Here is a 25,122-nt window from a genome sequence, read left to right on the forward strand (position 1 = left end):
CTTAAGCGCTACGGGCGCGAGAGAGTCGCTCGGCTATCATGACGAATGCCGTGATCAGAACCAACAGGACGACCGAAACGGCAGCTAGTGTGGGGCTCACCTTGAGAAGGGCGTCGTCCCACATTTGCTTCGGAAGCGTCCCGAACAGGCCGCCGGTGACGAAGAGAGCGACCGTCAACTCGTCGAAGGAGGTGACGAACGCAAACAAATAGGCCGCTATGAGGCCATTCCGGATCAGCGGAAGCGTGATGCGGCGGAGCGTGGCGGTCCGGCGAGCCCCCATCGTCGACGCCGCCTGCTCGAGTCGCCAGTCGTGATGCCGAAGGACCGCCATCACGGTGATGGTCACATAGGGCACGGAAAGGACCGCGTGCCCGATGATCAGACCCAAGGTGGTTCCGATCAAACCGAGCTGCGCGAAGAGATAGAACAGACCAACTGCGGTGACGATGCGAGGCACAATCAACGGCGCCAGGATCATAGCGAGCACACCCGACTTGCCGGGCAGATCGAACCGGTTCAGTGCAAACGCAGCGGGTGTCCCAATCAGGAGGGCCAACAATGCAGACAGTCCCGCAACTACGAAGGATCTCGCTCCTGCCTGCAACCATTGTGAGGACTCGGCAATCGAGACATACCACTGGGACGAAAACAATGCCGGCGGCCATTCGATGAAGGCGCCCTTCGAGAACGAGACCGGGATCAGGAAGAGGGCTGGAACCGAAAGAAACAGCAGAACGAAGACCCGCGCCCCCCGACCGACCGTCGAAGGCCCGCCCCTGATGCCGATCGCGCCGAACGATGAACCTATGTTGTCCGACAAGCGTCCAGCCAGCGCGAGACAAGCCTTGCTGATCTTGCTCGAACCGGTCGAGGATCGTGAACTCTCATTCGCCTCGCCCGCCAGCGTCGACATGCCGACAAGGCGATCGTAGAGCAGGAAGATTATCAAAGTCGCGACGATGAGCAGCGCCGAGATGGCGCCCGCGAACGACCAGTTCATCATCTCCTGAATTTGCTGGATGATGAGCTGCCCGATCATTGTCTGCTTCGGCGACCCGAGAAGCGCCGGCGTGATGAAAAAGCCGAGGGCGGAGATAAATACGAGCAACCCAGCCGCGGCGACGCCGGGGAAGGACAGCGGAAAATAGATGCGCCAGAAGGTCGCCCCTCCCCGCGCTCCCATGATGGAGGCTGCCCGCTCGAGATCGCGGTTGATCTTCTCCATCACCGGCACGAGCGTCAGGATTGCGAGCGGCATCAAGGCGTGAACCATGCCGACCAGGACGCCCGCCATATTGTAGATCAGATCCAGCGGCGCTTGCGTGAGCCCCAGCCCGAGCAGCGTATCGTTGACGACACCGGTCCGCCCCAGCAGCACGATCCAGGCGAAGGTGCGGACAAGGAAGCTTGTCCAGAACGGCAGAAGGACCCAAAGCATCAGACGCGCGCGACTTTGCCCGTCGGCTCGCGCGATCGCGTAGGCGACCGGGTAACCGGCAATTAGTGAGACAATGGTTGTCCAGAACGCGATCTGCAGCGTAGTCCACAGCACCGACAGGTACACCGGAGTTCCGAATAGCCGGCTGTACTGAAGCAGTGTGAAATGGCCTGAACCATCAAACAGGCTGAGTCCTAGAAGCCTGGCCACTGGATAGAGGAAAAAGCCGCCCAACAGAACCGCTATCGGAATCAGAAGTACCCAACCGCCGACGTTTTCGCGACGCGGCGAGATAACAAGGGATTTGGAAGGCGTTGTTTCGGATAGGATGGTCACGGGATTCGGACCTCACGCCGCTCTTGGAAGCACAATTCCTGCGCCGGTTTCCCAGCCAACGCGAACCGCGTCGCCTGGCCGGAGCCGGCAATTCCCAGCCGTCAGGAGAAGAGCCGTCAGCCGACCGCCGTCTTCTGCGTCGATCGAGACTCGTGTCAGCGCGCCTAGCATCACGCTCTCGCGGATTTTGCCGATCAGCTGGTTGTCAGCGACATCGTTGCCGGCGAGCAGCCTCAGCCTTTCCGGTCGAATCCCAAGGAGGGCTTCGCCATCGACAGGACTGCCGTCGACCGCGCACCCATGGAAGGTCGTCCCGGCTTTGCTCTTGAGCTCGCGCCTGTCGCCCGCCGAGTTGATGATCGAGACGGGCAGCAGGTTGGATTCGCCGATGAAGTTTGCCGCAAACGCCGTCTGCGGCCGGAAATACAATTCGTCAGGGGTGCCGATCTGCTCGATCTGCGCGTTGTTCATGAGGCAAATACGATCAGAAAGACCCATCGCCTCGTCTTGATCGTGCGTCACATAAAGCACGGTAATGCCGAGTTCCCGGTGAAGCCGACGAATCTCCTCTTGCATCTGCTCGCGCAGCTTCTTGTCGAGCGCACCCAACGGCTCATCCATCAGAATGATCGAAGGCCGATAGACCATGGCGCGAGCGAGCGCCACACGCTGTTGCTGGCCACCGGACAGGCGCGCCGGCAAACGGTCCGCGAGATGGCCGAGGCGGACAAGGTCAAGCGTCGCGCGCACGCGCTGCTCGATCTCCTCCTTCGGCAGCTTTCTCATTTCCAGCGGAAAGGCCACGTTCTCCGCGACAGTCAGATGGGGAAACAGCGCATAGCTCTGAAAAACCATGCCGATGTCCCGATCGTAGCTAGGCGCATTGGTGGCAGGCCGACCATCGATCATGACCTGCCCCGAAGTCGGCATGACCAACCCCGCAACGATCATGAGCAGGGTGGTCTTTCCCGAGCCGGAGGGTCCCAGTAGCGTCAGGAACTCGCCTTCAGTGAGATCGAACGAGGCCCCCTGGAGCGCAACGACCGGACCATAGGTCTTTCCGACGTTGCGCGTGGCGAGCTTGATAGGCTTTGCCAAATGAACTCCCGTCATCCCAGTAGCCACGAGTTGAAGCGCTCCTGCACGGCGCTCTGTACGCCGGCCCAATACTTGGTGTTGATCTGGACAGCGGTCTTCAGGTTATCGGGCGAGGTCGGAAGAACCTTGGCGCGCTGGGCGTCGATGTACTTGTAGGCGTCGGGATGAACAGGTCCGTACGACAGATCCTTGGTGAATGCCGCCTGGCGCTGGGGATCCCGCGTGAAGGCGATGAATTCGCGAACGAGATCGGCCTTGGGTCCGCCCTTGATGACACAGAAGCCTTCGGTGCCGAGAAGCCCCTGGTTGAATACCACCTTCGCCGGCGCCCCCTCATCGATCGCCGCCTGAGCGCGAGCGTTCCATGTCGGGCAGAGATCCACTTCGCGCGTCTTAAGCATTTGCGAGGTCTGAGCGCCGCCGGTCCACCAGATCTGCACGTCCTTCTTCAAACGATCGAGGCTCTTGAAGGCGCGATCGAGGTCCAGCGGGTAGAGTTGATCGGCAGCAACGCCATCAGCGAGAAGGGCTTGCTCGAGCGTATCCTGCGGCGCCTTGCGCAACGCGCGCCGGCCCGGAAAGTCCTTTACGTTCCAGAAATCGGCCCACGAACCGGGAGCCTTCTTTCCTGTGAAGGCATCGTCGCGATAGGCAAACACGGTCTGAAGCGCCAGTACGGGCATGAAGCTCGGGGTAACGTAGCGCTCCGGGATGCCGCCCGCCGAGGCCCGATGCTCCTCGAGAAACATGCCGGACTTCGGGTCCATCAGCACATCGTGAGACATGTTGTTCAGAAGAGCGCCGTCCCAGACGTAGCTCTTCGTCTCGACCATGCTCTTGATGTAGGCAATCGGATCATGTTGGCCGACGATACCGGCTGCTTCAATGCCGGTAGCCTTCTTGAAGGGCTCATAAAATGCGACCGTGAATCCGGGTGTGTAAGGGCCACCGGGGTCGCGCAAGACGATACGTCGGTTTTCCTGCGCCCTCAGGCCCCAGATCGAAGGCGCGAACACTGCCCCACCGGCGATTGCCGCGCCTCCCAGAAATGCACGACGTGATAAAGCTTTCTTTTGCTTATTCCTGCTCATGGCCCTCCCTTTCCTCGGTCATGCAAGCCTACTTCCCTCTTACCATTGACATGTCAGTTCTGACATGTCAATGCCGGCTTGGCCTGACGGTCTATTGGCAATCGAAGGAGAAACGCGCCATGACGATCCACCGCAGCAGCACCAACAAGCGCCTGAGCAAGCTCGTCGTTCACCGTGGAATTGCATACCTAGCGGGACAGGTCGCCGACGACCTGAACGCCTCGGTCGATGCACAAACCAAGGAGACGCTTGCGAAAATTGATGCCCTCCTCCAGGAGGCGGGCAGCGACAAGACGAAGATCCTTTCGGCGCAGATCTGGCTTAAATCGATGCAGGACGCACCGAAGATGAATGCGATCTGGGAAGAATGGATGCCGGAAGGTCAGGCTCCCGCGCGCGCCACGGTCGGCGCACCGCTCGCATCTGAGCGCCACCTCGTCGAGATCAAGGTGACCGCCGCCGTCGACTGAGGGCTACGATCTGGCCGCCGCCAGGCGCGCCGGGATCCTCAGGGTCCGCCGCCCCGTAATCAGTTCTGGCGCAGCCGCGAAGACCGCCATAACGCGGTCCTGGCTGCGCCTGATCCCGTCGAGCGTCGTTCTATGCGCTGCTAGTCGATCACCTGCAACGATGGCCTCGATCATCGGGCCGTGTCCACGCGACCAGTCGTCCGACAACTCCGACTCGCTGGCAGTCAAGTAGAGGATGCGCAGGGATTCGTCGTGCAGCTTGGTCACCGATTTCGCCAGCCGGGAGCTTCCGCTGGCGTCCGCGATCGCCACGTGAAAGTCGCGGTTGGCAAGCAGAAACCGGCGCTTCGCAGCGATGTCGCTGACGCGATAAGGATTTGCGCAGGCCTTGTTCAGACGCCTGAGTTTCGCTTCCGAGATGTTGCCGGCTGCGCGCGCCGCAGACTCGGGCTCGACGATCTCACGCATGGCGAAGATATCTACCACGTCCTCCATCGTCATCGGCGCCACGACATGGCCGCTACGCGGTCTGCTCGTAACCCAGCCGTCCTGGCCCAGCCGGGATAGGGCATGCCGAACCGACGCCTTGCCGACACCATAGTGGGCAGCGAGATAGCCCTCGGACAGCTCTTCGCCCGGCGGCAGTTCGCAGGAGATAATCGCAAGCTTCAAGGTCTCGTAGAACTGATCCTTGATCTGACCTTCGTTTGCTTCGTCCAAGACACGTCCCCGCGCTCTATTGACATGTCAGATGTGACATGTCAGACCATCGGCGGGAGGATAGCCGATATGCCAAAGATTGTGAAGTCAGGACGGGATGCCGGCATACAGGCGGCAGAGGATGCGAACATCCGGGCCACCGTGGAAACCCTGTTGGCGGACATCGCGTCGCGAGGCGATGCTGCCGTGCGCGATGCATCGCGCAAGTTCGACGGCTGGGACCGGACCGATTTCAGGCTTACCGAGGCAGAAATTGCAGAGTGCATCAGCCAGTTGTCGCACCAGGATCTCGATGACATCCGGTTTGCGCAGGAGCAAGTTCGCAAGTTCGCCGAGATTCAACGTTCCGCCCTGAAGGATGTCGAGGCGGAGACCCTGCCGGGGGTCATCTTGGGCCACAAGAATATCCCGGTCGACGCCGTCGGCTGCTACGTACCGGGAGGCAAGTATCCCCTGCTCGCTTCGGCCCACATGTCCGTCATCACCGCCAAAGTTGCAGGAGTGAAGCGTGTCCTGACCTGCGCTCCGCCCTATCAAGGCCGCCCGGCCCCTGCGATCGTGGCGGCTCAGAGGCTTGCAGGCGCCGATGAGATTTATTGTCTTGGCGGCGTGCAGGCAGTCGGCGCGATGGCAATCGGCACCGAAACCATTCCGGCCGTCGACATGCTGGTTGGACCGGGCAATGCATACGTGGCCGAAGCCAAACGGCAGTTATTTGGCCGGGTCGGTATCGATCTGTTCGCGGGGCCGACTGAGACACTGGTCGTTGCCGATGACTCTACGGACGGAGAGCTGTGTGCGACGGACTTGCTCGGCCAAGCCGAACATGGCCCCGATTCCCCGGCGATCCTCCTGACGACTTCCGAGAAGTTGGCTCGGGAAACGCTCGCGGAAATCGAAAGACTGCTTGGCGTTCTTCCGACCGCCGCCATTGCCCGGAAGGCGTGGGAAGCACATGGCGAGGTCATCGTTTGCGCCGATGACGCCGAGATGGTGCGCGAAGCCAATCGCATCGCGTCCGAGCACGTCCAGGTCATGACACGCGATCCCGACTACTTCCTCGAGAACCTCACCAACTACGGTTCATTGTTCCTCGGACCGCGCACGAATGTCGCATTCGGCGACAAGGTCATTGGAACAAACCACACGCTACCGACGCGGACTGCCGCTCGATACACCGGCGGTCTCTGGGTTGGAAAATTCCTTAAGACCGTGACCTATCAGCGCGTCCTTACCGATAAGGCCGCCGCTGAGGTGGGTGCCTATTGCTCGCGCCTCTGCAACCTCGAGGGATTTGTGGGTCACGCCGAGCAGGCGAACATCCGCGTGCGCAGATATGGCGGCAAGAACGTGCCATATGGCGCGTCCGTGTCCGCATCATCGTCAGCATCATGATCAATCGGTTCGCACCCTACGAGGGACTGCTTCACGAAGTTGTCGAGCATGACGGCGTGCTCTACATCGGCGGGATCGTCGCCGAGGACACGGGTCTCGATATGGCCGGCCAGGCAAACGATATACTTGGCCAACTATCGCGCCTACTCGAGGGCGTCGGGTCGGACCTGTCCAACGTTTTGCAGGTGACCATCTACCTGACCAATCTCGACGAGAAGGAAGCCCTAAACTCCGCCTGGATGGCACATTTCGCACGTGCTCATCTGCCGGCACGCGCCGTGATCGGCGTCGCGTATCTCGGTTTGGGCGTTGAGCTGGAGATGACCGCAATAGCGGCTCGCCGGACTTCACCCTAAGTGCAGCTGCGCGCCAGTACATTGGCGTTGCGGCACCTAGAGCATGATCCGAAGAAATGAGAAGCATCTTTCCGAAAGGATCATGCGCGAACAATAACCAGACGCGCGATGACAAATCATTCAAATCTCTTCGCGCTTTAGCAGACAACCGATCGTGCATCAGTCTTCGTCAAAGGCGCATTCGCGAATGCCGCAGGCCGAAGCGCCATAAAATAGACGCCGCAACGCCAAGAACACCGCCATCCGAACGACCAGCGACCTACACGCCGGTCTGCGTGATGAACTTGGTATTGAAATAGCCTTCCATCGCCTCGGTTCCGCCCTCCGAGCCGTAGCCGGAATCCTTGATGCCGCCGAACGGCACCTCGGGCAGCGCGAGACCGAAGCTGTTGATCGACATCATGCCGGCTTCGACGGCAGACCCGATCGCGGTCGCAGTCTTGGTCGATGAGGTGAAGGCGTAGGACGCGAGGCCAAACGGCAGCCGGTTGGCTTCCTCGACGACTTCGTCGAAGGTCGAGAAGCGCGAGATCAGCGCGAGCGGGCCGAACGGCTCCTCGTTCATGGCGCGCGCGTCCTTCGGCACGTCGCTCACAACGGTCGGCTCGAAGAAATAGCCCTTGTTGCCGACGCGCTTGCCGCCGGTCTCGAGCCTGGCGCCCTTGCCGACGGCATCCTGCACCATGCCCTCGATCGCGGTGACGCGGCGCGGATTGGCGAGCGAGCCCATCTTGGAATCGGGATCGAGGCCGTTGCCGACCTTGAACGCCCTTGCGCCGTCGACGAACTTGTCGACGAACTCATTGAACACGTCGTCCTGTACCAGCATGCGGGTCGGCGAGATGCAGACCTGGCCGGCGTTGCGATACTTTGCAGCCGCCAGGATCTTCGCAGCTGAGGTGACGTCGGCGTCCTTGAACACGATCGCCGGCGCATGGCCGCCGAGCTCCATGGTGGCGCGCTTCATGTGCAGGCCGGCGAGCGCATTGAGCTGCTTGCCGACATTGGTCGAGCCGGTGAAGGAGATTTTTCGGATCACCGGATGCGGGATCAGGTATTCGGAGATTTCGGCCGGCACGCCATAGACGAGGTTGATGACGCCGTCGGGCACGCCTGCGTCCGCAAAGGCGCGGATGAGCTGCGCAGGCGAGGCCGGCGTCTCTTCCGGCGCCTTGACGATGATCGAGCAGCCGGCGCCGAGTGCGGCCGAGAGTTTTCGCACGACCTGGTTGATCGGGAAGTTCCAGGGCGTGAAGGCCGCGACCGGGCCGACCGGCTCCTTCATCGCGAGCTGGTAGATGCCGGGTCCGCGCGCCGGAATCAGGCGGCCATAGGCGCGCTTGGCTTCTTCGGCGAACCATTCGATGACGTCGGCGGCGGCCATCGCTTCCATCCTGGCTTCGCCGAGCGTCTTGCCCTGCTCCATCGTGAGGAGCGGCGCGATCTCGTCATTGCGCTCGCGCATGATCGCGGCGGCCTTGCGCATGATGCGGCAGCGCTCGAACGGGGCGACGTTGCGCCAGACCTTGAAGCCGGCGGCGGCTGCCGCCAGCGCCTCGTCGAGGTCGGCCTTGCCGGCATGGGCGACGGTGCCGATCACCTCTTCGGTGGCGGGATTGAGGACTTCGATGACCTTGCCCGACTGCGCCGGGCGCCATTTGCCGCCGATGAAAAGCTGCGTGTTCGAATAAGCCAATTGTCTCTCCCTGTGACGTGTTTTGCGTTGGATTGGCTGGTGGACGATGGGACCCCATCTGCGGATACCCTCTAGCACGAAGCGGGCCGCCGTCTCACGCGTCAAATTGCTTGGCAATGCTGCCGTGACAAATTGCATCCGCGGCCCGCGTCATCTCCGGCCCGAGATAGGCGCGGAAGCGCGGCTCGGCGACCAGCGAGCGGAAATCCGCCATGCGTGTTACCCCGCCGCCGGCCACGAACAGAAATTGCCCGGCGATCTCCGCGAGGATGTCGAGGTGCCAGCTCGCCGTCGGATGCATGCAGAGGATGACGAGCCTGCCTTCGTCACGCAGCTTGCGGAAGAAATCCAGCATGAAGCCGATATAGCCGTCCTGCAGATTGAACTGCGGCTCGTCGAACAGGTGGACCAGCGGCGTCTTGGTCGGTGACGGCGCGAGGAAGGCCGAAGGCACCCGCTTGCGAAAGCGCCGGACCTGATAGGACTGGTGGTAGTGGATCGCGAGCCGGTCACGCTCGCGATATTTGACGCCATGGATATCGGTGCCTGCGACCAGCACGCGGCCCGAGGTGGGCGCGTTGGAGCCGGTCATCATCTCGAACAGCGTGGTCTTGCCGGCGCCGTTCGGCCCCACGACGCCAACGATGCCGGGCTCGTCCAGCGAGAGATTGGCCTCCAGCGTGAAGGTCGGGCGGCGGATGACGCGGCCCCTTGTGTAGACCTTGCGGATACCGTCGAGAACGAGCAGCGGTGCGGACACTTTATTGTACTCCCAGCAGGCGCTGACGAAGGCCGCGATCGTCGCGCAGCGTTGCGGCCTCGCCGGTCCAGACGATCCGGCCGCGGTCGATGACGGCGGCGTGGTCTGCCACCGACAATGCTATCTCGGCATTCTGCTCCACGACCAGCGAGGCGATACCCTCGTCCTTCATGCGCAAAATCGTCGCCAGCACGTCGCCGACGATTTTTGGCGCCAGCCCCTGGCTCGGCTCGTCGAACAGCACCAGCCCGGGCGAGCCGACCAGGGCACGTGCGATCGCCACCATCTGCATCTCGCCGCCCGACAGATTCTCGCAGTCACGCTCCATCAGATATTCCAGCGGCGAGAAGATAGAGCTTGCCTCCTTGACGCTCCAATAGCGGAAGCGCGTGCGCTTCTGCGCGATCGCCAGGTTGCGCGCCACCGACAGGGTCGGACACAGCCGCCGGTCGTCGGGCACCCAGCCGATGCCGGCGCGCGCGAGTTCGTGGGTCGGGTTGCGCGTGACGTCGTGGCCGTCGAAACGCACCGCGCCGCGCCGCGGCCGCGTTAGCCCGAGGATCGAGCGCAACATGGTGGTCTTGCCGGCGCCGTTGGGCCCGAGCAGCGCGAAAACCTTGGCGTGCTCGATGGCGAGCGAAGCGCCGAACAGCGCCTGGGTCTCGCCGTAAAACGTATCGACCCCGTCCACTTCGAGGATCATGCGAACTTCCCGAGATTGGAGCGCCGCACCCATTCGTTCTGCTGCAGCTCATGCGGCGTGCCGCGCGCAACGACCTGCCCCCAATGGATCACGGAGATGCGGTCAGCGAGCGAGAACAGGAATTCCATGTCGTGCTCGATGGCGACGATGGTGAGCTTGCCCTTCAGGCGCGCAACGAGTGCTGCGAGCCGCTGCACGCCGTCGGAGCCGAGGCCGGAGGTCGGCTCGTCCAGGCACAGCACGCGCGGCGCCTGCGCCAGCGCGACCGCGATCTCCAGCGCACGGCGATCGCCATAGGAGAGATCTTTCGCGCGGATGTCGCCCCTGTCGGCGAGCCCGACCGCGGCGAGCGCATCGGAGGCCTGCTCGGTGAAGCTGCGGTCACCGGCGGCGGCACTGACGATATCGAGGCCGCGGGCGCGAAACGCGGGCAAGCCCATCATGACGTTGTCGCGGGCGGAAAACTCGTCGAACAGCGTCATCATCTGGAACGAGCGGGCAATGCCCTTGGCCGCGATGCGGTGCGGGCTTAGGCCCGTGACATCCTCGCCGCCGAGTAGGACCCGGCCGCGGCTCGGTCTCACGCGGCCGGTGAGGACATTGAAGAAGGTGGTCTTGCCGGCGCCATTTGGCCCCATCACGCCGTGGAACTCGCCCTCGCCGACCGCGAGATCGACGCTCTCCAGCACGACGCGATCGCCGAAGCGAACGTGAACGCCCGCGGCCTCGATCATGCTCATCGTCCGCCTCCGAACAGCAGCCGCATCGCGGACGTGCCGCGCCGGCGCAGCGCATGGAGCGAATGCTGCTGCAGGGCGGCCGAGATCGCACCCGCGATACCTTCAGGACGGAACAGCACGATCGCCATGAACAAGAGGCCGAAATACAGCATCCAGGCGTTGGTCAGCGCACCGATCACATCGCGCGCGGTGAGGAACAGGAACACGCCGATGACAGGGCCCCAGAAGCTGACGAGCCCGCCGCCGACCAGCGTCATCATCACGACGTAGCCGGATTGATGCAGGCTCATGACATCAGGGAACGCGGCGAGCTGCGCCATCGCGAACAGGCTGCCGGCAAAGCCCGACAGGGCGGCCGAGAGCGTGAAGATCGAGGCCTTGTAGAGCCACACATTATATCCGAGATGGGCGGCGCGGATCTCGCTCTGCTTGATGGCGGCGACGACGCGGCCATAGGGCGAATGCACCAGTCGCCAGAGGACGGCGACGCCGACCGCAAACACAGCAAGCACGAAATAGTAGAAGGCGACATTGTCGGTGAGATCGAAGGAGACAAGGCCGAAATCCGCCGGCAGCCGCTTGATCTTGAGCAGGCCGTCCTCGCCGCCCGTGATGCGATGCGACTTGATCGCGAGCGTCCAGAAGATCTGGCCGAAGGCGATGGTCATGAAAGCGTAGTAGATGCCGCGCCGGTGCGAGATGAACATCGCCACCAGCGCGCCGGCGAGTCCTGCCGCGAGTGCTCCTGCTGCAAGGCAGATCCAGAGATTGGCGGCGATGTCGAACTGGCAGAGTCCGAACGCGTAGGCGCCGATGCCGAAATAGGCACCGTGGCCGAACGACGGCAGGCCGGCGGTGCCGAGCACCAGGTTGAACGCCAGCGCGTAGAGCGACCAGATCAAGATCTCGATCCCCAGATAGGGATAGAGCCCGATCCGGGTGATCCAGAGCGGCACCGTTGCAAGCACCAGAAAGAGCACCAGCATCGTCGGCGTAACGAGACGCGACGCGTCGGATGAGGTCGTCTTATCGGCAATCATTCCCTAGACCTCGAGCACGCTCTTCTTGCCCCAGAGGCCGCGGGCGCGGAACGTCGCGACGGCAACGAGCAGGATGTACATGGACAGCAGCGACCATTCGGACGCGTAGGCACCGGCCAGGCCGACGCAGAGCCCGACCAGGAGGCCGGCCGTGACCGCACCCCAAAAGCTTCCGACGCCGCCGAGCACGATCACCAGGAATGCGGGGATGACGGCATCGACGCCCATATGCGGACGGATGCCCCAGATCGGTGCGACGATGATGCCGGCGATCGCCGCGAGCATGGTGCCGAACACGAACACGAGGAGCCGCAGCCGCGACAGGTTGATGCCGAGCGCGCGGACGATCTCACTGTCATGGGCGCCGGCCTTCACGGTGGCTCCGAACGAAGTCTTTTCGATCAGGAGCCAGACGAGGCCGATGATCCCGGCGGCGATGCCGGCCGCGTAGAACCGATAGCTCGACCAGATGAGGTCGCCGAACAGGAAGCCGCCATTGATCGCGGACGGCACTTGGAGCACATAGTCGCGGGTGCCCCAGACCAGGCGGATCAGCTCCTCGATCACCATCGCCGCGCCGAAGGTCAGCAGCAGGCCGTAGAGCGGATCCTTGCCGTAGGTGCGCCGCATGCAGAACTCGATCAGCATGCCGACGAGGCTGACGATGATGGGCGCGACGATGAGCGTCGCTGCGTAGCGCCAGCCGAGCGGGAGCGCCAGCCACAGCTTTGCGACATCGGCCGGCAAGGGCGGGCGCGGCCCGGTGAGCTGCATGGCGACATAGGCGCCGAGCGCGAACAGCGAGCCGTGCGCCAGATTGATCTGCTCCATCAGCCCGACGATGAGCATGAAGCCGAGCGCGATCAGCGCGAACAACAAGCCGAGCGTGAGCCCATTCACAAGATGCGGAAGAAGGTCGAACAAGGGTTTGGTCTCGCAAGTACGGGCTGGCGGCGCGACAGGCGCGCCGCCGTGACTGCGACGTGGCGAACCGCCGTCAGGAATCGACGGTCGGCACCTGCTCATAGGGCGTGAGCTTGCACTTGGTCGGCGCAGCATCGTCGGCCGCCGCTTTCGGCTCGGTCCAACTGATGATCTCGAACAGGTCGGTGTTGTCCGAAGGCTTGGCGTTGCGTCGCGCCAGATAGATCGTCTGCTGCATCTGGTGCGTCACCGGATCCATGTAGGCGTCAAAATGCTGCATGCGGTCGGTGGCCGAGACCTTCAGGTTCTCGAGCTCCTTGATGATCTTGACGTTGTTGGTCGACCCTGCCCGCTCGATTCCACGCAGCAATTCGCGCGTCGCCATGTAGCCGTTGTAGGAGACGTTGCCGGGCACCGGGATCGGGCCGTCCTTGTTGGCGACCTGCCATTTCTTGACGAACTCGGCGACGCCGGGCAGCGGCAGCTTGTGATACCAGGTGGTGCCGAACACGCCGAACAGGCTGTCCGGCGCACCCCACACATCCGGCCAGTCCTGCTGGTTGTTGATCCAGGCCGGCTTGCCGTCGAGCTTCAACTGCGCCACCTGCTCGCGCAGCGCCTTGATGTCGTCGCCGCCGATAGCGGTCGCCACGACGTCGGGCTTGGCCTGCTGGATCTTCAGCAGATACGCCGTGAAATCGCGGGTGTTCTGCGGCACCAGCAGATTGTCGACGATCTTGCCGCCGGCGCCTTCGACCTGCGTCTTGGTAGCCGCAGACGTCGTGTGGCCCCAGACGTAGTCGTTAGTCAGCAGCATCCAGTTCTTGCCGATGGAATCCACCGCATTCTTGACCGAGGCCTTTGAGAAATTGGTGCCGTTGCCGTCCCAGACGAACTTGATGCGTGAGCAGTTTTCGCCGGCTTCGCTCGGTGCCGACGAATTGGTGTTGAGGTAGATCACGCCATATTTGTTCGCGACCTGCGTGATGGCGTTGGCGACGCCGGAATGCAGCGCGCCGATCAGGATCGTGCAGTCCTCGCGGGTGATGAAGCGTTCGGCGACGCGACTGCCGGTGGCGGGCGTGGTTTCGGTATCCGCCGTGATGAAGGTGACCTGGCGCCCGAGCACGCCGCCCTTGGCGTTGAACTCGTCGATCGCCATCTTGATGCCGCGGAAATCGTCCTGGCCGCTGTTGCCGTATTGGCCGCTGGCATCGCAGGTCAGGCCGAGCTTGATCGGCTTCGCCGCGCCTTGCGCCCAGGCATGATTCTCCTTCCACGGTCCAAAAAAGCTGCCGGTGCCGCCGAGGACACTCGCCATCAGGCTGCCCTTCAGAACGCTTCGCCGTGAGATCTGATGCTTCTTCATCGTTTCCTCCAGCTCCCGAAATCTTTTGTTGTTGTGTGATTAGAATATTCATTCCATTTTCGATGTAAAGTGGAATATTTGATCCAAATGCCGAAATACCGTTAAACAGGCGACCGATCCGGAAGAGGCGAGGCGATGAACAAGGCACAAGGCGCCATGAGTTACGACGAACTGCGCGGCGCGATCGCGCAGCGGCACCGCGCGCTGTCCGGCCGCCTGCAGCAGATCGCGGAGTTCGTGCTCGATCATCCGACCGACGTCGCGCTCGGCACGGTCGCCGAGGTGGCGCAACGCTCCGGCGTGCCGCCGTCGGCGATCGTCCGCTTCGCGCATGCGCTCGGCTTCGGCGGCTTTACCGAGATGCAGCAGGTGTTCCGCTCGCGTCTCGTGGCCGGCGTCGCGCCGAGCTACAAGGCGCGGCTCGCACGGATGAAGAGCGAGGAAAAATCCGTGCTCGGCCGCAAGCCGGCTGCAGTGCTGTCGCGCTTCGTCTCGGAGGCCCAGTCGGCGCTGGTGACGTTGAGCCAGTCGGTGCATACGCGCGAATTGGAAGCTGCGACCGCGATCCTCGCCAAAGCGCGCGACATCTACCTGCTCGGCCTCGGCGGCTCGTTTCCGGTCGCGACCCACCTCGCCTATGTCTTGCGCAAGCTCGGACGGCGCGTCGTGCTGCTCGACGGCACTGGCGGCAGCATTCACGAGCAGTCGCACGCGGCGACCGTGGACGATGCGCTGGTCGCGATCAGCTTCCGAAATTACTATCCGGATACGGCGCGCCTGTTCCCCGAGCTCGTCGCGCGCGGCGTGCCGACGATCTCGATCACCGACAGCCTGCTGAGCCCGATCGCCGAGGGCGCGAGTGTCGTGTTCGAGATCCAGGACATGCCGGAGCCGGCGCTACGCACGCTGGTGGCGCCGATGTGCCTGGTGCAGGCGCTCGCGATCGGGCTCGATCTCGCGGCCGACTGACAGGAGAAGATCATGGCTTCACATGGCGGAACGAAGATCTTGGCTGGCCAGGTGGCGCTGGTGACGGGCGCGGGACGCGGCCTCGGCCGCGCCTTTGCGGAAAAGCTCGCAGCTCTCGGTGCTGACGTTTCGATCCACGGCATGCGCGAGAACGGCCCGGCCGAATATGGCGAAGGCACCACGCTCACCGCCGTCGCCGCGGAGATAGGCGAGACGTTTGGCGTGCGCACCAAGCGCGTGCTTGGCGATCTTACCAAGGCCGACGAGATTGCTCGCGTGATCGCAGAGACGGAAGCGGCGCTCGGTCCGATCGACATCCTCGTCCACAATGCCGGCGGCGATATCGCGGCGGCCGGCGGCAAGCCCGATCCGAACGACGCGGTCAACATCAAGGAAGCCGACGTCCGCGCGGTGCTGGAGCGCAACCTGCTGTCGACGATTTTGACCTGCCAGGCGGTGGCGAAGGGCATGATGGAGCGGCGGCGCGGACGCATCGTCACGCTCGGCTCGGTCGCGGCCTTCAAGGGCCGCACCAACGGCTCGATCTACGCGGTGGCCAAGGCGGGCGTGACGCATTACACCCGCTGCCTCGCCGACCAGCTCCGCGCCTACGACATCGCCGTCAACTGCATCGCGCCCGGCGACACCCGCACCGGCCGCTTCCTCGGCACCCGCGCGGTCGACCCGGACCGGATGGTCGAGACCGGCACGCTCGACCGCATCGCGACCGTCGACGAGGTCGCGCGCGTGGTCGAGTTCTTCGCAGGCCCGATGGGCGCGTTCGTCTCGGGCCAGGTGCTGCGCATCGACGGCGGCGGCCAGGCCTGGCCGGCGTGAGCGCGGTCTGGTTCGAGGTTGCCACTCAAGTCTTGCGTTGCTGTCGTCCTCTACATGCGCTTCGAGAATTGTTGCGCCTTTTGATCAGGGAGAACGCGCCATTCTTCCTTTGCTCGCCGGCACGCCCCATCGATCTGGGCCAATCGAGGGTTCGGCACAACCGGCACAGAAAGGGTGCAAAGTCGAGATTTAGCTAGAGCCAACTTATCCGTTTCGACCGTCCCTCTGCATCATCTGAAGGGTGTATCTCAAACTCACTGTCCCGTTCTCGACACGTGGACCTACGCAGGTCGATCCTTAGACCAGCGACGATTTCGCCGCGCAAAGTCGGCGTTGTCCGCACAGTTGTCTTACGTTCCAGGCAGTTGGTTTAGGGCGTCATTCAAGATCCGCAATATCAGTCGCTTGCCTTCAACGATCGATATCATCTGCTGCAGATCATCACCCCATGCTTCTCCGATGGCTGCGTCGAGTGCAGCGATTTCGAGAGCGAGCTGCGATCGTGCTTTTCGCAGCTTGCCGACTGCGGCGAGTTCGGCCGCGTTAGGCGCAATCCCGCGATCCACTACGTCCGTCCTGCAGCAAAGCCCTCACGCTCCGATAAAATTCGGCGGCCGCTTCTCTTTGAAGGCGCGGCGAGCCTCTTTCGCGTCTTCGCTCGCGAATGCACGACGGATGTTGGCCAACTCGAAGCGGAGCTGGCTCTCCATGTCGATGCATTCGATCCCTCTTGTCAAACCTCGCTTCAGGAGCCTCAAAGTTATCGGCGACCAGGAACAAAGTTCGTCACAATAGGCGTCGAGCCTGGCAGCGAACTTGTCGTCATCGACGACCTCTCCGGCAAGGCCCCATTCAACCGCCTGCTCGCCCCTAAGCGTGAGATTCTCCGCCATAAAGCGCATCGCTCGCTCATAGCCAAGGGCCTGAGGAAGAGTAATCGTCAGGCCGGCGTCTGGCGAACCGCCGATACGTGTATAGCCGGCCATCAACCGTGCACTTCTGCTGATCAACCGCATGTCGGTTGCCATCGCCAGACCGAGACCCGCCCCCACTGCCACCCCGTTAATTCCACCCACAATCGGCTTGTCGCAACGTTTGCGCATGGACAGTAGAAAGTGTCCAACCCAGCCGAGATCGTCTAACTGGGCCGTCTGCGGCGTGAACGGTGAAAACTGCGCGGTATCGCTTAGATCAATACCTGAGCAAAATGCATCCCCTGATCCTGTGATGCTTATGATCCAGACGTTATCGTCGTTCGCGGCAGCGTCCACTGCTTCGACGATCGACCAGGCCAGGGCCTGATCGAGCGCGTTCTTCTTCTCTGGCCGACTTAGGATAATCCTGCGTACATGTCCCTTGTCGCTCACGGTCAGCGGGGCGTTCATGCGTCACCTCTCTCGAAAATTACTTCAACCGGTTATGAGCTATTGCAGTGCGCAGTCGAGTCGCTGGCGAATGATCGTCTCCGCCTCGACCATGATCCGATCGAGCAGTTCCTTGACGGTCGGAATATCCTTGATAAGACCGACTACCATGCCGCAACTCCAGCCGCCCGCATCCATCTCCCCGTCCTTCATGACTTTCGGATAGACGCCAGCGACTTCCGGGGCGACGTCCGAGAACGTGATGGCGGCCCCGAGTTCACGCTCCTTCTGCAAGAGCCGCTCGACGCCCGCATTCTTGAGCACCCGTTCTGTGTTGCGCAGCGGTCGCATGATGAGGCGCGTGTCCAGCTCGTTCGCGGCCAGGATCGCCTCCTTCACACGCGGATGTACCGGCGCCTCTTTAGTCGCGATGAAACGCGTTCCCATGTTGATGCCGTCCGCCCCCATGGCAAGTGCTCCGACGAGACTGCGACCGTCGGCCATGCCGCCCGACGCCACGAATGGAATCTTCAGTTCGTCCGCGGCGCGAGGGAGTAAGATGAAGTTCGGGACATCGTCTTCGCCCGGGTGTCCGCCGCACTCGAAGCCATCGATGCTCAGCGCATCGACGCCGATCGACTCGGCTTTTAGCGCGTGTCGGACCGAGGTGCATTTGTGGATGACCTTGATGCCGGCTTCCTTCAAGATCGGCATCCACTTTTGTGGGTTGTTGCCCGCTGTCTCGACGACTTTGATTCCGCCGTCGATGATCGCCCGGATATAGCCGGGGTAGTCCGGCGGCTTGACCGCGGGCAGGAAGGTGAGGTTTACGCCGAACGGCTTGTTCGTCATCTCCCGGCACTTGCGGATTTCGGCGACGAGGTGATCCGGGGATGGCTGGGTCAGCGAAGTGATCAGCCCCAGACCGCCCGCATTGGAGACGGCAGCCGCCAACTCGGCGAACCCCACGTAGTGCATCCCGCCTTGGATGATTGGGCGCTCGATCCCGAAGAGTTCTGTAATACGCGTCTTCATTTATAGCCTCTCCTTCAGTGGTCTGTCGCACTGCGGTCGCGGTTCGCGGTTCTCGACTTGTTCCGGCGTGATGATCTGGACCTGCACCGGGGCCGCGAAGCACTTTACTGCCACGCGGCCGAAGGCCCGCATGTGATCGGATTTGGAATGGAGCGGAAGGCAATCAGGCAACTCCCACTCTTCGATGAACGTCAACTTGCTCGGATCGACGGTGCTCTCGAAAAGCTCGCGGGAGACGGAGCCCGTCTCTCGCCGAGTCGCGGCAATCGCGTCCTTCGAGGCTGTGGGAAGTTCAGCCTTCGCTTCCGGCTTGACTGTCAATGTGGCGATTACGAAACTCATCTTGAACTTCCCTCTTTCGCTTTGTGAAGGGTCATCGGCGAAGATGAGTTCGCGAGGGAGCCGAACCCTTCGCCCGACATCGCGAGACGCTCAAGACTGGGAGCAGGCCACAACGTCTTGTCGCCATCCACGCCGGACATGTAGACGAGCCGCTCAGTCACTTGGGCGAGGCCGATCTGATCGGCGTAGTACATCGGACCGCCGGTCCTGGTCGGCCAGCCGTAGCCGTAGAGCCAGACGAGATCTATGTCGCATGCGCGCGCCGCCATACCCTCCTCGAGGAGGCGTGCCCCTTCGTTGATCATCGGGTAGATCAGGCGTTCGTGGATTTCCTGGTCCGAGAACGAGCGGCGTGCGATGTTCAACTTGCGGCTGGTGGCGACGATCAGCGTCTCAACGTCCGGATCGGGTAGCGGCGATCGCGACCCCTTCTCATATCGGTAGTAGCCGGCACCCGTTTTTTGACCGAAGCGCCCGGCCTCACAGAGCGCATCTTCGACTGGCGACTTCGCGCCGCTGTCCTTGCGCGAGCGCCAGCCGATATCGAGGCCGGCCATGTCTACCATGGCAAATGGTCCCATCATGCCGAACTTGTTCGCGACCGCGTCGACCTGCTGCGGCGTCGCCCCTTCGAGGAGCATCTTCCGAGCCTGGAGGATCCGGACCTCGAGCATGCGGTTTCCGACGAATCCGTGGCATACGCCGACGACAACGGGAACCTTTGCGATCCGTCGGGCCACGCCGACAGCCGTCGCGAGAACGTCGGGCGAGGTCGCACGCCCTCGGACGATCTCGCAGAGCTTCATAATGTTCGCTGGACTGAAGAAGTGCATGCCGACGACGTCGCCTGGGCGCTTCGTCATGGCTGCGATGGCGTCCACATCCAGATAGGAGGTGTTCGTGGCCAAAACTGCACCGGGTTTGGCAATAGCGTCTAGCCTCGAGAACACTTCCTTCTTGATGTCCATGGTCTCGAATACCGCCTCGATGATCAGATCGGCTTCGGACGCATCCTCCAGCTTCCCTCCGCCGACAACCAGACGCGTTCGCTTTGCGGCGTCTTCTGAAGAGAGCGAGCCTCTTGCGCTCAACGAGGCATAGGTGTCGGCGATGTTCTTCACTCCCTGCTCGAGTGCGCCGGGCGCGACATCGATGAGCCTAACTGGAATTCCGGCATTGGCGAACGACATTGCGATGCCGCGCCCCATCGTTCCCGCGCCAACGATCGCGACCGACTGCACTTTTCGGGGACGGACTTCCGCGCCTACCCCTTCGATCTTGTTGCCGCTTCTCTCGGCGAAGAAGACATGGCGCAGGGCCTTCGACTGGTCACCCGCTCGCAGGCGCGTGAAGAGATTCCACTCGCGCTTTATGGCCTCGTCGAACGGCACGTCGAGACACCACGCGACCGCTTCTATGCAGGCCACCGGCGCCTCAAGATCCTTGTTGCGCTTGATCGCTTCCGCCGCCGCCTTCGTAAAGATGCTCCGATCGGCGCGTACGGCCGCCAACTTGGTATCGTCGCTGCGCAGCGGCTTCAGCGGCCGCTGTTCCTGCAGGATCTTCTGAGCGAAGGCGACGCCGCAAGCGATCGGATCGGCCGTGAAAATCTCCTGGATCAAGCCGAGCTTCAGGGCCTCGCCTGCCCCGATGGAATCACCCGTGACGATCAGTTGAACCGCCCTTTCCGGACCGATCGCGCGCGGCAGACGTTGTGTGCCGCCGCCTCCGGGGATGAGGCCGAGCTTGACTTCGGGCTGTCCGAGCTTCGCGTCCTTCGCGGCGATCCGGAAATGGCATCCCATCGCGACCTCGAGTCCGCCGCCGAAGGCGACGCCGTGGATGGATGCGACCGTCGGCTTCGTTGGATTCTCGAGAAGGTGATTGATCTCGTCGATGCTCGCCCCATGCATGGTCTGGTCGAATTCGCGGATGTCGGCTCCGCTGATGAAGGTCTTTTCGGCGCAGGCAAGAACCACGGCTGCGTACTGGTCGTCCTTAAGGATCTGCTCCAGGTTGTCCCGCAATCCGTTCCGGACCGCGGCTCCCAGCGCGTTCACGGGAGGGTTGTCGACGAGCAGCACCGCGATGTTGCCGTGTTTCTGAACGGTGACGGGAGATTGCATCTGGGCCTCTATGTTTTTTGACCAGGTAATAGTCGGCTCGGCTTGGGCCGACCGATGATCGATGCCTCAGTATTTGCAGCGGGGAGCCGGTTCTCGTGTTGAGATGACGGCCTTTTTAAGTTGTTGCGCGTTCCCTCGAACGCGCTACAGAGCGAGGTATCGGGAGCGTCGGAAAGCAGACTGCCACCGATGCCCGACCCCAGCGCGCTTGCCATCTATCGGCGTCTGTTCTTACAGGACTTCGAACAGGCCGGCGGCACCCATTCCGCCACCGACGCACATCGTAACGACCACGTGCTTCACGCCGCGGCGCTTGCCTTCAAGCAACGCATGGCCGACCAGACGAGCGCCTGACATGCCGTAGGGATGTCCAACGGAAATACCGCCCCCGTTCACGTTCAGTCGGCTCGGATCGATGCCGAGCTTGTCCCGACAATAGATGACCTGGACTGCAAATGCTTCGTTCAACTCCCAAAGACCGATGTCGTCGACCCGAAGCCCAAAACGCCGAAGCAGCTTGGGAACGGCGAAGACTGGGCCGATACCCATTTCGTCTGGTTCGGTACCTGCGACCGCCAAGCCCACGTAGCGACCGAGGGGCCTTAGACCACGCTCTTCCGCTGCTTTACGCTCCATCACGACGCTCACCGACGCGCCGTCGGATAGTTGGCTGGCGTTGCCGGCAGTGATGAACGCATCCGGTCCTCTTACGGGCTTGAGCATGGCAAGCCCTTCGAGCGTGGTTTCCGGCCGGTTGCCTTCGTCCTTAGACAGTGTCACTTCTTCGTAGATGGCGGCTCCGGTCGCCTTGTCGACCAGCTTCTGGCGCGCGGTTATCGGCACAATCTCAGCCGCGAACCGCCCCGCGGCCTGCGCCGCGGCCGTCCGCTTCTGGGACTCCAGCGAAAATGCGTCCTGCGCCTCGCGCGAAATCCCATATCTCCGGGCGACGGTCTCCGCAGTGTCGATCATGGGCATGAACGCGTTCGAGTGCATAGCAAGCAGCTCGGGGTCCCGTTCGAACCACGCGTCTTCGGTCTGGACCAACGAGATGGATTCCACGCCGCCGGCCACAATTGCTTCCATCCTGTCGACGATGATTTGCTTGGCGGCGGTCGCAATCGACATCAGCCCCGACGCGCATTGGCGATCGAGCGAAAGACCGGGAACACTAACTGGCAGCCCCGCCCGTAGCGCCGCCGAGCGTCCGATCGTGGTCTGGTATCCTTGATGAATCGAGCAGCCCAAGATGCAATCGTCGATCAGATCGGGCTCGATGTTGGCACGCTTTACGGCTTCGCGGATCGCATGAGCGGCGAGTGTGGGGCTCGGCACGTTGTTCAACGCACCTCGGTAAGCCTTGCCGATCGGCGTGCGTGCCGTAGATACGATGACTGCTTCTCTCATAGACGGTCTCCGGTCCCCGTTCCGCGAGCGTTTGCTAGGCGCCGGCTCCAACTCCAATCGTTGGTATAGGCCGTGACCTTGGGCAGCCAGAGTGCATCTGGTTAGCCCCTATTCAATTGTGAATAAGACGAACACGTCACTAACGAACTCAGCGGTTCGGTCAGGCCTTGCGTTTGATTTGTCTGCGCGCCGTTCCGCCCGAAGCGAACCACGACTTGGAGGCTGCGAATTCGTTCTCGAGAAAGCGGCGTACCTGGCGGGTCAATTTGCGAAGATCGCTTTCGCGCCGGCGCAGCAACCAGACGTCCATCGCCAGCGATTCCTGCGGAAGAACAGGAATCAGACCCTCCGCGAGCGCAAAGGGTGCGGCTAGAAATGCGAGACCCAATCCCTCACAGGCCGCGGAATAGTGATTAGCGATGGGCATCAGGCGCAGCATCCTGCTGCCTTCGGCCGCCCTCAAGAAATTGGTCAGCAGTGGCATGCTGCCGGCGCGTTCCCCCCGAAATCCCGCGAAGTCTCCGGAACTGCCGATCACATCGTGCCCCTTGAGATCCCCGACGGTCTTTGGTTGCCCACGGCGCGAGAGATAAGCCTCGGAGGCGTAGATGCCAAATGCTATCACCGTGACCTTTCGGCCGATGAGCTCGTTCTCGCCGGGATCACCCATGCGGATCACGAAGTCAAGGTCGTTGTTGGCCAAATTCTGCGGTTCGACGGTCGAGTTGATGTGCAGGCGAATGTTCGGATGGAGCTCGTACAATCTATGCACGCGAGGCAACAACCAGTGCTTTGTCAGGCCCTCGGTTGCTGAAATCTTGACCGCCGCTGATCTTGGTCCGACGCGTAGCCGCAAATCGCGATGGAAGCTGCTGAACGTGTCGACGACGCCGCTCGCAGCGCGTTTGAGTTCTTCGCCCTCTTGCGTCAGCGTGACACCCGATGGCACCCGGAAAAACAGAGGCGCGCCGACGTAGCGCTCGAGCTCCTTGAGCCGCCGGCTTAGCGTCGGCTGGCTCATATTCAGTTGGCGGGCCGCGGCATTCACGCTGCCGCTATTGGCGACCGCAAAGAAGAGCCTGAAAAGATCCCAATTTGCTTCGCCCAAGTCGGCCTCCACAGCTGACGACTACCGGTCAGCCCGCGGACTCAGTTTACCTGACGTTCGTACCCCTTCCAGTACTTTTCCCTGAGCTCCCTCTTCAGAATCTTTCCGGTTGGATTGCGAGGTAGCGCCTCGGCGTAGTCGATCGACTTCGGGACCTTGTACCCGGCTATCCGCTCGCGCGCATAGTTCAGGATCTCGACGCTATCCTCGCTCTGCCCTGGCTTGAGGACGATCACTGCCTTCACCGCTTCGCCCCACCGTGCGTCGGGGACGCCGATTACCGCGACGTCCGCCACAGCGGGGTGGCCGAAGATCGCGCTTTCGACTTCGGCCGGGTAGATGTTTTCTCCACCCGACACAATCATGTCTTTGACGCGATCGTGAATGAACAGATAGCCGGCCGCGTCGATGTAACCGACATCGCCGGTCCTCAACCAACCGTTGCGCAGCGTCCGCGCGGTGTCTGCATCGCGGTTCCAATAGCCCTTCATGTTTTTTACCGTACGGCAGAGAATTTCTCCGACCTCGCCGGTCTTGACCGCCACGCCATCCGCGCCCTCGATTCGCAGTTCTACCCCCGCGATCGGCCGACCGCAGGACATCATGTGAGCTCCGTCAGGTCTGCGATGATCCTCGGCGGACAGAACCGTAATACCGCCGGTCGTTTCCGTCAGCCCATAGATTTGGATGAAGCTCGTGGCCTCGAATCGCGACAAAGCGCTGTGAAGGAGCGCAAGAGGAATCGGAGACGCGCCATAGACGATGCAACGGATTGACGACACGTCGGTGTTCGCGATGCTCTTGTCCTCCAAGATAAACTTAATCATCGCCGGCACCAGGAATGAGACGGTTATCCGCTCCTTCTCGATTAGCGAAATAACCTGCTGCGGAACGAATTCCCGAACGAGCACCACCCTCAGACCAGCGATCAGGCTGAGCATGCCTGCGCCACAGCCGGCGATGTGGAACAGCGGCATCGCGACGAGAGCGACGTCGTGGGAAGACCAATGCCCCCAGGCCACGAGCGTATCGGCCACTCCCGACAGGATGTTCCGATTGGTCAACTGGACGCCCTTCGGGTGTCCCGTGGTGCCGCTTGTATAGAGTTGCATGCAGACATCGTCTGGAACGCCAACAGTCACTGGATCGCTCGAATCTTGCCTATTTCTCCAGGTTTCGTAGTCTTCGTTGATGGCGATCACAGCCTTCAGAGTCCGCAGCTCGCCGCGCATCTGGTCCACAAGAGGCACGAAGCTCTCGCCGATGAACAGGACCTTTGCCGACGAATCTTTGACGATGTAGGCGATTTCAGGCGGCGCCAGCCTGGCGTTCACGGGCACGATAACAGCATTGCACTTCGCGGCTCCCAGCCAAATCTCGAAAAACCGGTCGACGTTTTTGTCCAACACAGCCACCCGGTCCCCGGGACAGACACCCATCTGCCGAAGCCCGTTCGCTACCCGGCTGGAAGCCTCCTGCAGGTCCCCGTACGTAGTGCTACGACCTTCGAAGGAGATTGCGACCGAGCGGCTAGAAGCGGCGGCATGAAGCCGCGGCACGTCCGCGAGCGTCTTGAAACTCGTGACTATCTGCTCGTTCTCGGGTTTGATGATTTGATACATTAATTCCTCCAATCGGCAGTTGCCTTATTCACCTTGGATGGCGGGTCCGTCATCCGGCAGGCGATAGATGGACGAACGCTTATTCAATATTGAATGATGGCGTTTCGAAAAGAAGAACGTCCTCAACCGAGGGCTGAGGACGCCCGGGAATCATCGAGCGCGGGAGGTTCGCT

General features: G+C 62.1%; 24 protein-coding genes. 5 read left to right on the forward strand and 19 right to left on the reverse strand.

Annotated features, from left to right (window positions below; translation table 11 throughout):
* Nucleotide 1 precedes the first annotated feature (1 nt).
* The 3 genes from VGR99_RS39625 to VGR99_RS39635 are packed head-to-tail and all read right to left on the reverse strand — an operon-like array spanning nucleotide 2 to nucleotide 3,966.
* Nucleotides 2-1,777 carry an ABC transporter permease subunit gene (locus tag VGR99_RS39625; RefSeq protein WP_326905381.1) on the reverse strand — a complete coding sequence of 592 codons (1,776 nt, stop codon included), beginning with the start codon at nucleotides 1,775-1,777 and terminating at the stop codon, nucleotides 2-4.
* A 12-nt stretch (nucleotides 1,778-1,789) separates the two neighbouring features.
* The gene (locus VGR99_RS39630; RefSeq protein WP_326905382.1) at nucleotides 1,790-2,890 is read right to left on the reverse strand and encodes an ABC transporter ATP-binding protein; all 1,101 of its coding nucleotides are present in this window, start codon (nucleotides 2,888-2,890) and stop codon (nucleotides 1,790-1,792) included.
* Nucleotides 2,887-3,966 carry an ABC transporter substrate-binding protein gene (locus VGR99_RS39635; RefSeq protein WP_326905383.1) on the reverse strand — a complete coding sequence of 360 codons (1,080 nt, stop codon included), beginning with the start codon at nucleotides 3,964-3,966 and terminating at the stop codon, nucleotides 2,887-2,889. Before VGR99_RS39635 ends, VGR99_RS39630 begins: the two co-directional genes overlap by 4 nt.
* 119 nt (nucleotides 3,967-4,085) lie before the next feature.
* Here VGR99_RS39635 and VGR99_RS39640 point away from each other — a divergent pair, with 119 nt between their 5' ends.
* Nucleotides 4,086-4,436 carry a RidA family protein gene (locus VGR99_RS39640; protein ID WP_326905384.1) on the forward strand — a complete coding sequence of 117 codons (351 nt, stop codon included), beginning with the start codon at nucleotides 4,086-4,088 and terminating at the stop codon, nucleotides 4,434-4,436.
* Between the two features lie 3 nt (nucleotides 4,437-4,439).
* On the opposite strand, the gene VGR99_RS39645 is transcribed toward VGR99_RS39640, so the two are convergent.
* Nucleotides 4,440-5,156 (reverse strand): GntR family transcriptional regulator, encoded by a 717-nt coding sequence (locus VGR99_RS39645; RefSeq protein ID WP_326905385.1) that lies wholly within the window; start codon nucleotides 5,154-5,156, stop codon nucleotides 4,440-4,442.
* Nucleotides 5,157-5,225: 69 nt separating this feature from the next.
* Here VGR99_RS39645 and hisD point away from each other — a divergent pair, with 69 nt between their 5' ends.
* Complete coding sequence (hisD, locus tag VGR99_RS39650) at nucleotides 5,226-6,551, forward strand: histidinol dehydrogenase (RefSeq protein ID WP_326905386.1); 1,326 nt, start codon at nucleotides 5,226-5,228, stop codon at nucleotides 6,549-6,551.
* The gene (locus tag VGR99_RS39655; RefSeq protein ID WP_326905387.1) at nucleotides 6,548-6,907 is read left to right on the forward strand and encodes a RidA family protein; all 360 of its coding nucleotides are present in this window, start codon (nucleotides 6,548-6,550) and stop codon (nucleotides 6,905-6,907) included. The genes hisD and VGR99_RS39655 overlap by 4 nt, the downstream gene beginning before the upstream one ends.
* Before the next feature lie 259 nt (nucleotides 6,908-7,166).
* On the opposite strand, the gene VGR99_RS39660 is transcribed toward VGR99_RS39655, so the two are convergent.
* From VGR99_RS39660 to VGR99_RS39690, 7 genes are all read right to left on the reverse strand, one after another.
* The gene (locus VGR99_RS39660; protein ID WP_326905388.1) at nucleotides 7,167-8,603 is read right to left on the reverse strand and encodes an NAD-dependent succinate-semialdehyde dehydrogenase; all 1,437 of its coding nucleotides are present in this window, start codon (nucleotides 8,601-8,603) and stop codon (nucleotides 7,167-7,169) included.
* A 94-nt stretch (nucleotides 8,604-8,697) separates the two neighbouring features.
* Complete coding sequence (locus VGR99_RS39665) at nucleotides 8,698-9,363, reverse strand: ATP-binding cassette domain-containing protein (RefSeq protein WP_326905389.1); 666 nt, start codon at nucleotides 9,361-9,363, stop codon at nucleotides 8,698-8,700.
* Nucleotide 9,364: 1 nt separating this feature from the next.
* On the reverse strand, nucleotides 9,365-10,066 hold the full coding sequence (locus VGR99_RS39670; RefSeq protein WP_326905390.1) for an ABC transporter ATP-binding protein: 702 nt from the start codon (nucleotides 10,064-10,066) through the stop codon (nucleotides 9,365-9,367).
* Nucleotides 10,063-10,806: an ABC transporter ATP-binding protein gene (locus VGR99_RS39675; protein ID WP_326905391.1), complete on the reverse strand. Its 744-nt coding sequence runs from the start codon at nucleotides 10,804-10,806 to the stop codon at nucleotides 10,063-10,065. The genes VGR99_RS39670 and VGR99_RS39675 overlap by 4 nt, the downstream gene beginning before the upstream one ends.
* Nucleotides 10,803-11,846, reverse strand: coding sequence for a branched-chain amino acid ABC transporter permease (locus tag VGR99_RS39680; RefSeq protein WP_326905392.1), 1,044 nt, complete (start codon nucleotides 11,844-11,846; stop codon nucleotides 10,803-10,805). The genes VGR99_RS39675 and VGR99_RS39680 overlap by 4 nt, the downstream gene beginning before the upstream one ends.
* Nucleotides 11,847-11,849: 3 nt before the next feature.
* Entirely contained in the window at nucleotides 11,850-12,770 is a 921-nt protein-coding gene (locus VGR99_RS39685; protein WP_326905393.1) for a branched-chain amino acid ABC transporter permease, read from the reverse strand.
* A gap of 73 nt (nucleotides 12,771-12,843) precedes the next feature.
* Nucleotides 12,844-14,139, reverse strand: coding sequence for an ABC transporter substrate-binding protein (locus VGR99_RS39690; RefSeq protein WP_326905394.1), 1,296 nt, complete (start codon nucleotides 14,137-14,139; stop codon nucleotides 12,844-12,846).
* Between the two features lie 135 nt (nucleotides 14,140-14,274).
* On the opposite strand from VGR99_RS39690, the gene VGR99_RS39695 reads away from it, so the two are divergent.
* Both VGR99_RS39695 and VGR99_RS39700 read left to right on the forward strand, forming a co-directional pair.
* On the forward strand, nucleotides 14,275-15,108 hold the full coding sequence (locus VGR99_RS39695; RefSeq protein ID WP_326905395.1) for a MurR/RpiR family transcriptional regulator: 834 nt from the start codon (nucleotides 14,275-14,277) through the stop codon (nucleotides 15,106-15,108).
* A 12-nt stretch (nucleotides 15,109-15,120) separates the two neighbouring features.
* Entirely contained in the window at nucleotides 15,121-15,945 is an 825-nt protein-coding gene (locus VGR99_RS39700; protein ID WP_326905396.1) for an SDR family NAD(P)-dependent oxidoreductase, read from the forward strand.
* A 350-nt stretch (nucleotides 15,946-16,295) separates the two neighbouring features.
* On the opposite strand, the gene VGR99_RS39705 is transcribed toward VGR99_RS39700, so the two are convergent.
* The 8 genes from VGR99_RS39705 to VGR99_RS39740 all read right to left on the reverse strand — a co-directional run bounded on the left by VGR99_RS39705 (nucleotide 16,296) and on the right by VGR99_RS39740 (nucleotide 24,949).
* Nucleotides 16,296-16,511: a hypothetical protein gene (locus VGR99_RS39705; RefSeq protein WP_326905397.1), complete on the reverse strand. Its 216-nt coding sequence runs from the start codon at nucleotides 16,509-16,511 to the stop codon at nucleotides 16,296-16,298.
* A 24-nt stretch (nucleotides 16,512-16,535) separates the two neighbouring features.
* Entirely contained in the window at nucleotides 16,536-17,330 is a 795-nt protein-coding gene (locus VGR99_RS39710; protein ID WP_326905398.1) for an enoyl-CoA hydratase/isomerase family protein, read from the reverse strand.
* Nucleotides 17,331-17,369: 39 nt separating this feature from the next.
* Nucleotides 17,370-18,344: a nitronate monooxygenase family protein gene (locus VGR99_RS39715; RefSeq protein WP_326905399.1), complete on the reverse strand. Its 975-nt coding sequence runs from the start codon at nucleotides 18,342-18,344 to the stop codon at nucleotides 17,370-17,372.
* A complete protein-coding gene (locus tag VGR99_RS39720; RefSeq protein ID WP_326905400.1) occupies nucleotides 18,345-18,686 on the reverse strand; it encodes a putative quinol monooxygenase in 342 nt (113 codons plus the stop codon).
* On the reverse strand, nucleotides 18,683-20,812 hold the full coding sequence (locus VGR99_RS39725) for a 3-hydroxyacyl-CoA dehydrogenase NAD-binding domain-containing protein (RefSeq protein WP_326905401.1): 2,130 nt from the start codon (nucleotides 20,810-20,812) through the stop codon (nucleotides 18,683-18,685). The genes VGR99_RS39720 and VGR99_RS39725 overlap by 4 nt, the downstream gene beginning before the upstream one ends.
* A gap of 231 nt (nucleotides 20,813-21,043) precedes the next feature.
* Complete coding sequence (locus VGR99_RS39730; protein ID WP_326905402.1) at nucleotides 21,044-22,219, reverse strand: acetyl-CoA C-acyltransferase; 1,176 nt, start codon at nucleotides 22,217-22,219, stop codon at nucleotides 21,044-21,046.
* Between the two features lie 160 nt (nucleotides 22,220-22,379).
* Nucleotides 22,380-23,327, reverse strand: a complete 948-nt coding sequence (locus VGR99_RS39735) for a LysR family transcriptional regulator (protein WP_326905403.1) — start codon at nucleotides 23,325-23,327, stop codon at nucleotides 22,380-22,382.
* 41 nt (nucleotides 23,328-23,368) lie between these two features.
* Nucleotides 23,369-24,949: a fatty acid--CoA ligase gene (locus VGR99_RS39740; RefSeq protein ID WP_326905404.1), complete on the reverse strand. Its 1,581-nt coding sequence runs from the start codon at nucleotides 24,947-24,949 to the stop codon at nucleotides 23,369-23,371.
* Nucleotides 24,950-25,122: the final 173 nt, after the last annotated feature.

Origin of the sequence: Bradyrhizobium sp., from assembly GCF_035935975.1 — a bacterium.
Lineage (GTDB): Bacteria > Pseudomonadota > Alphaproteobacteria > Rhizobiales > Xanthobacteraceae > Bradyrhizobium.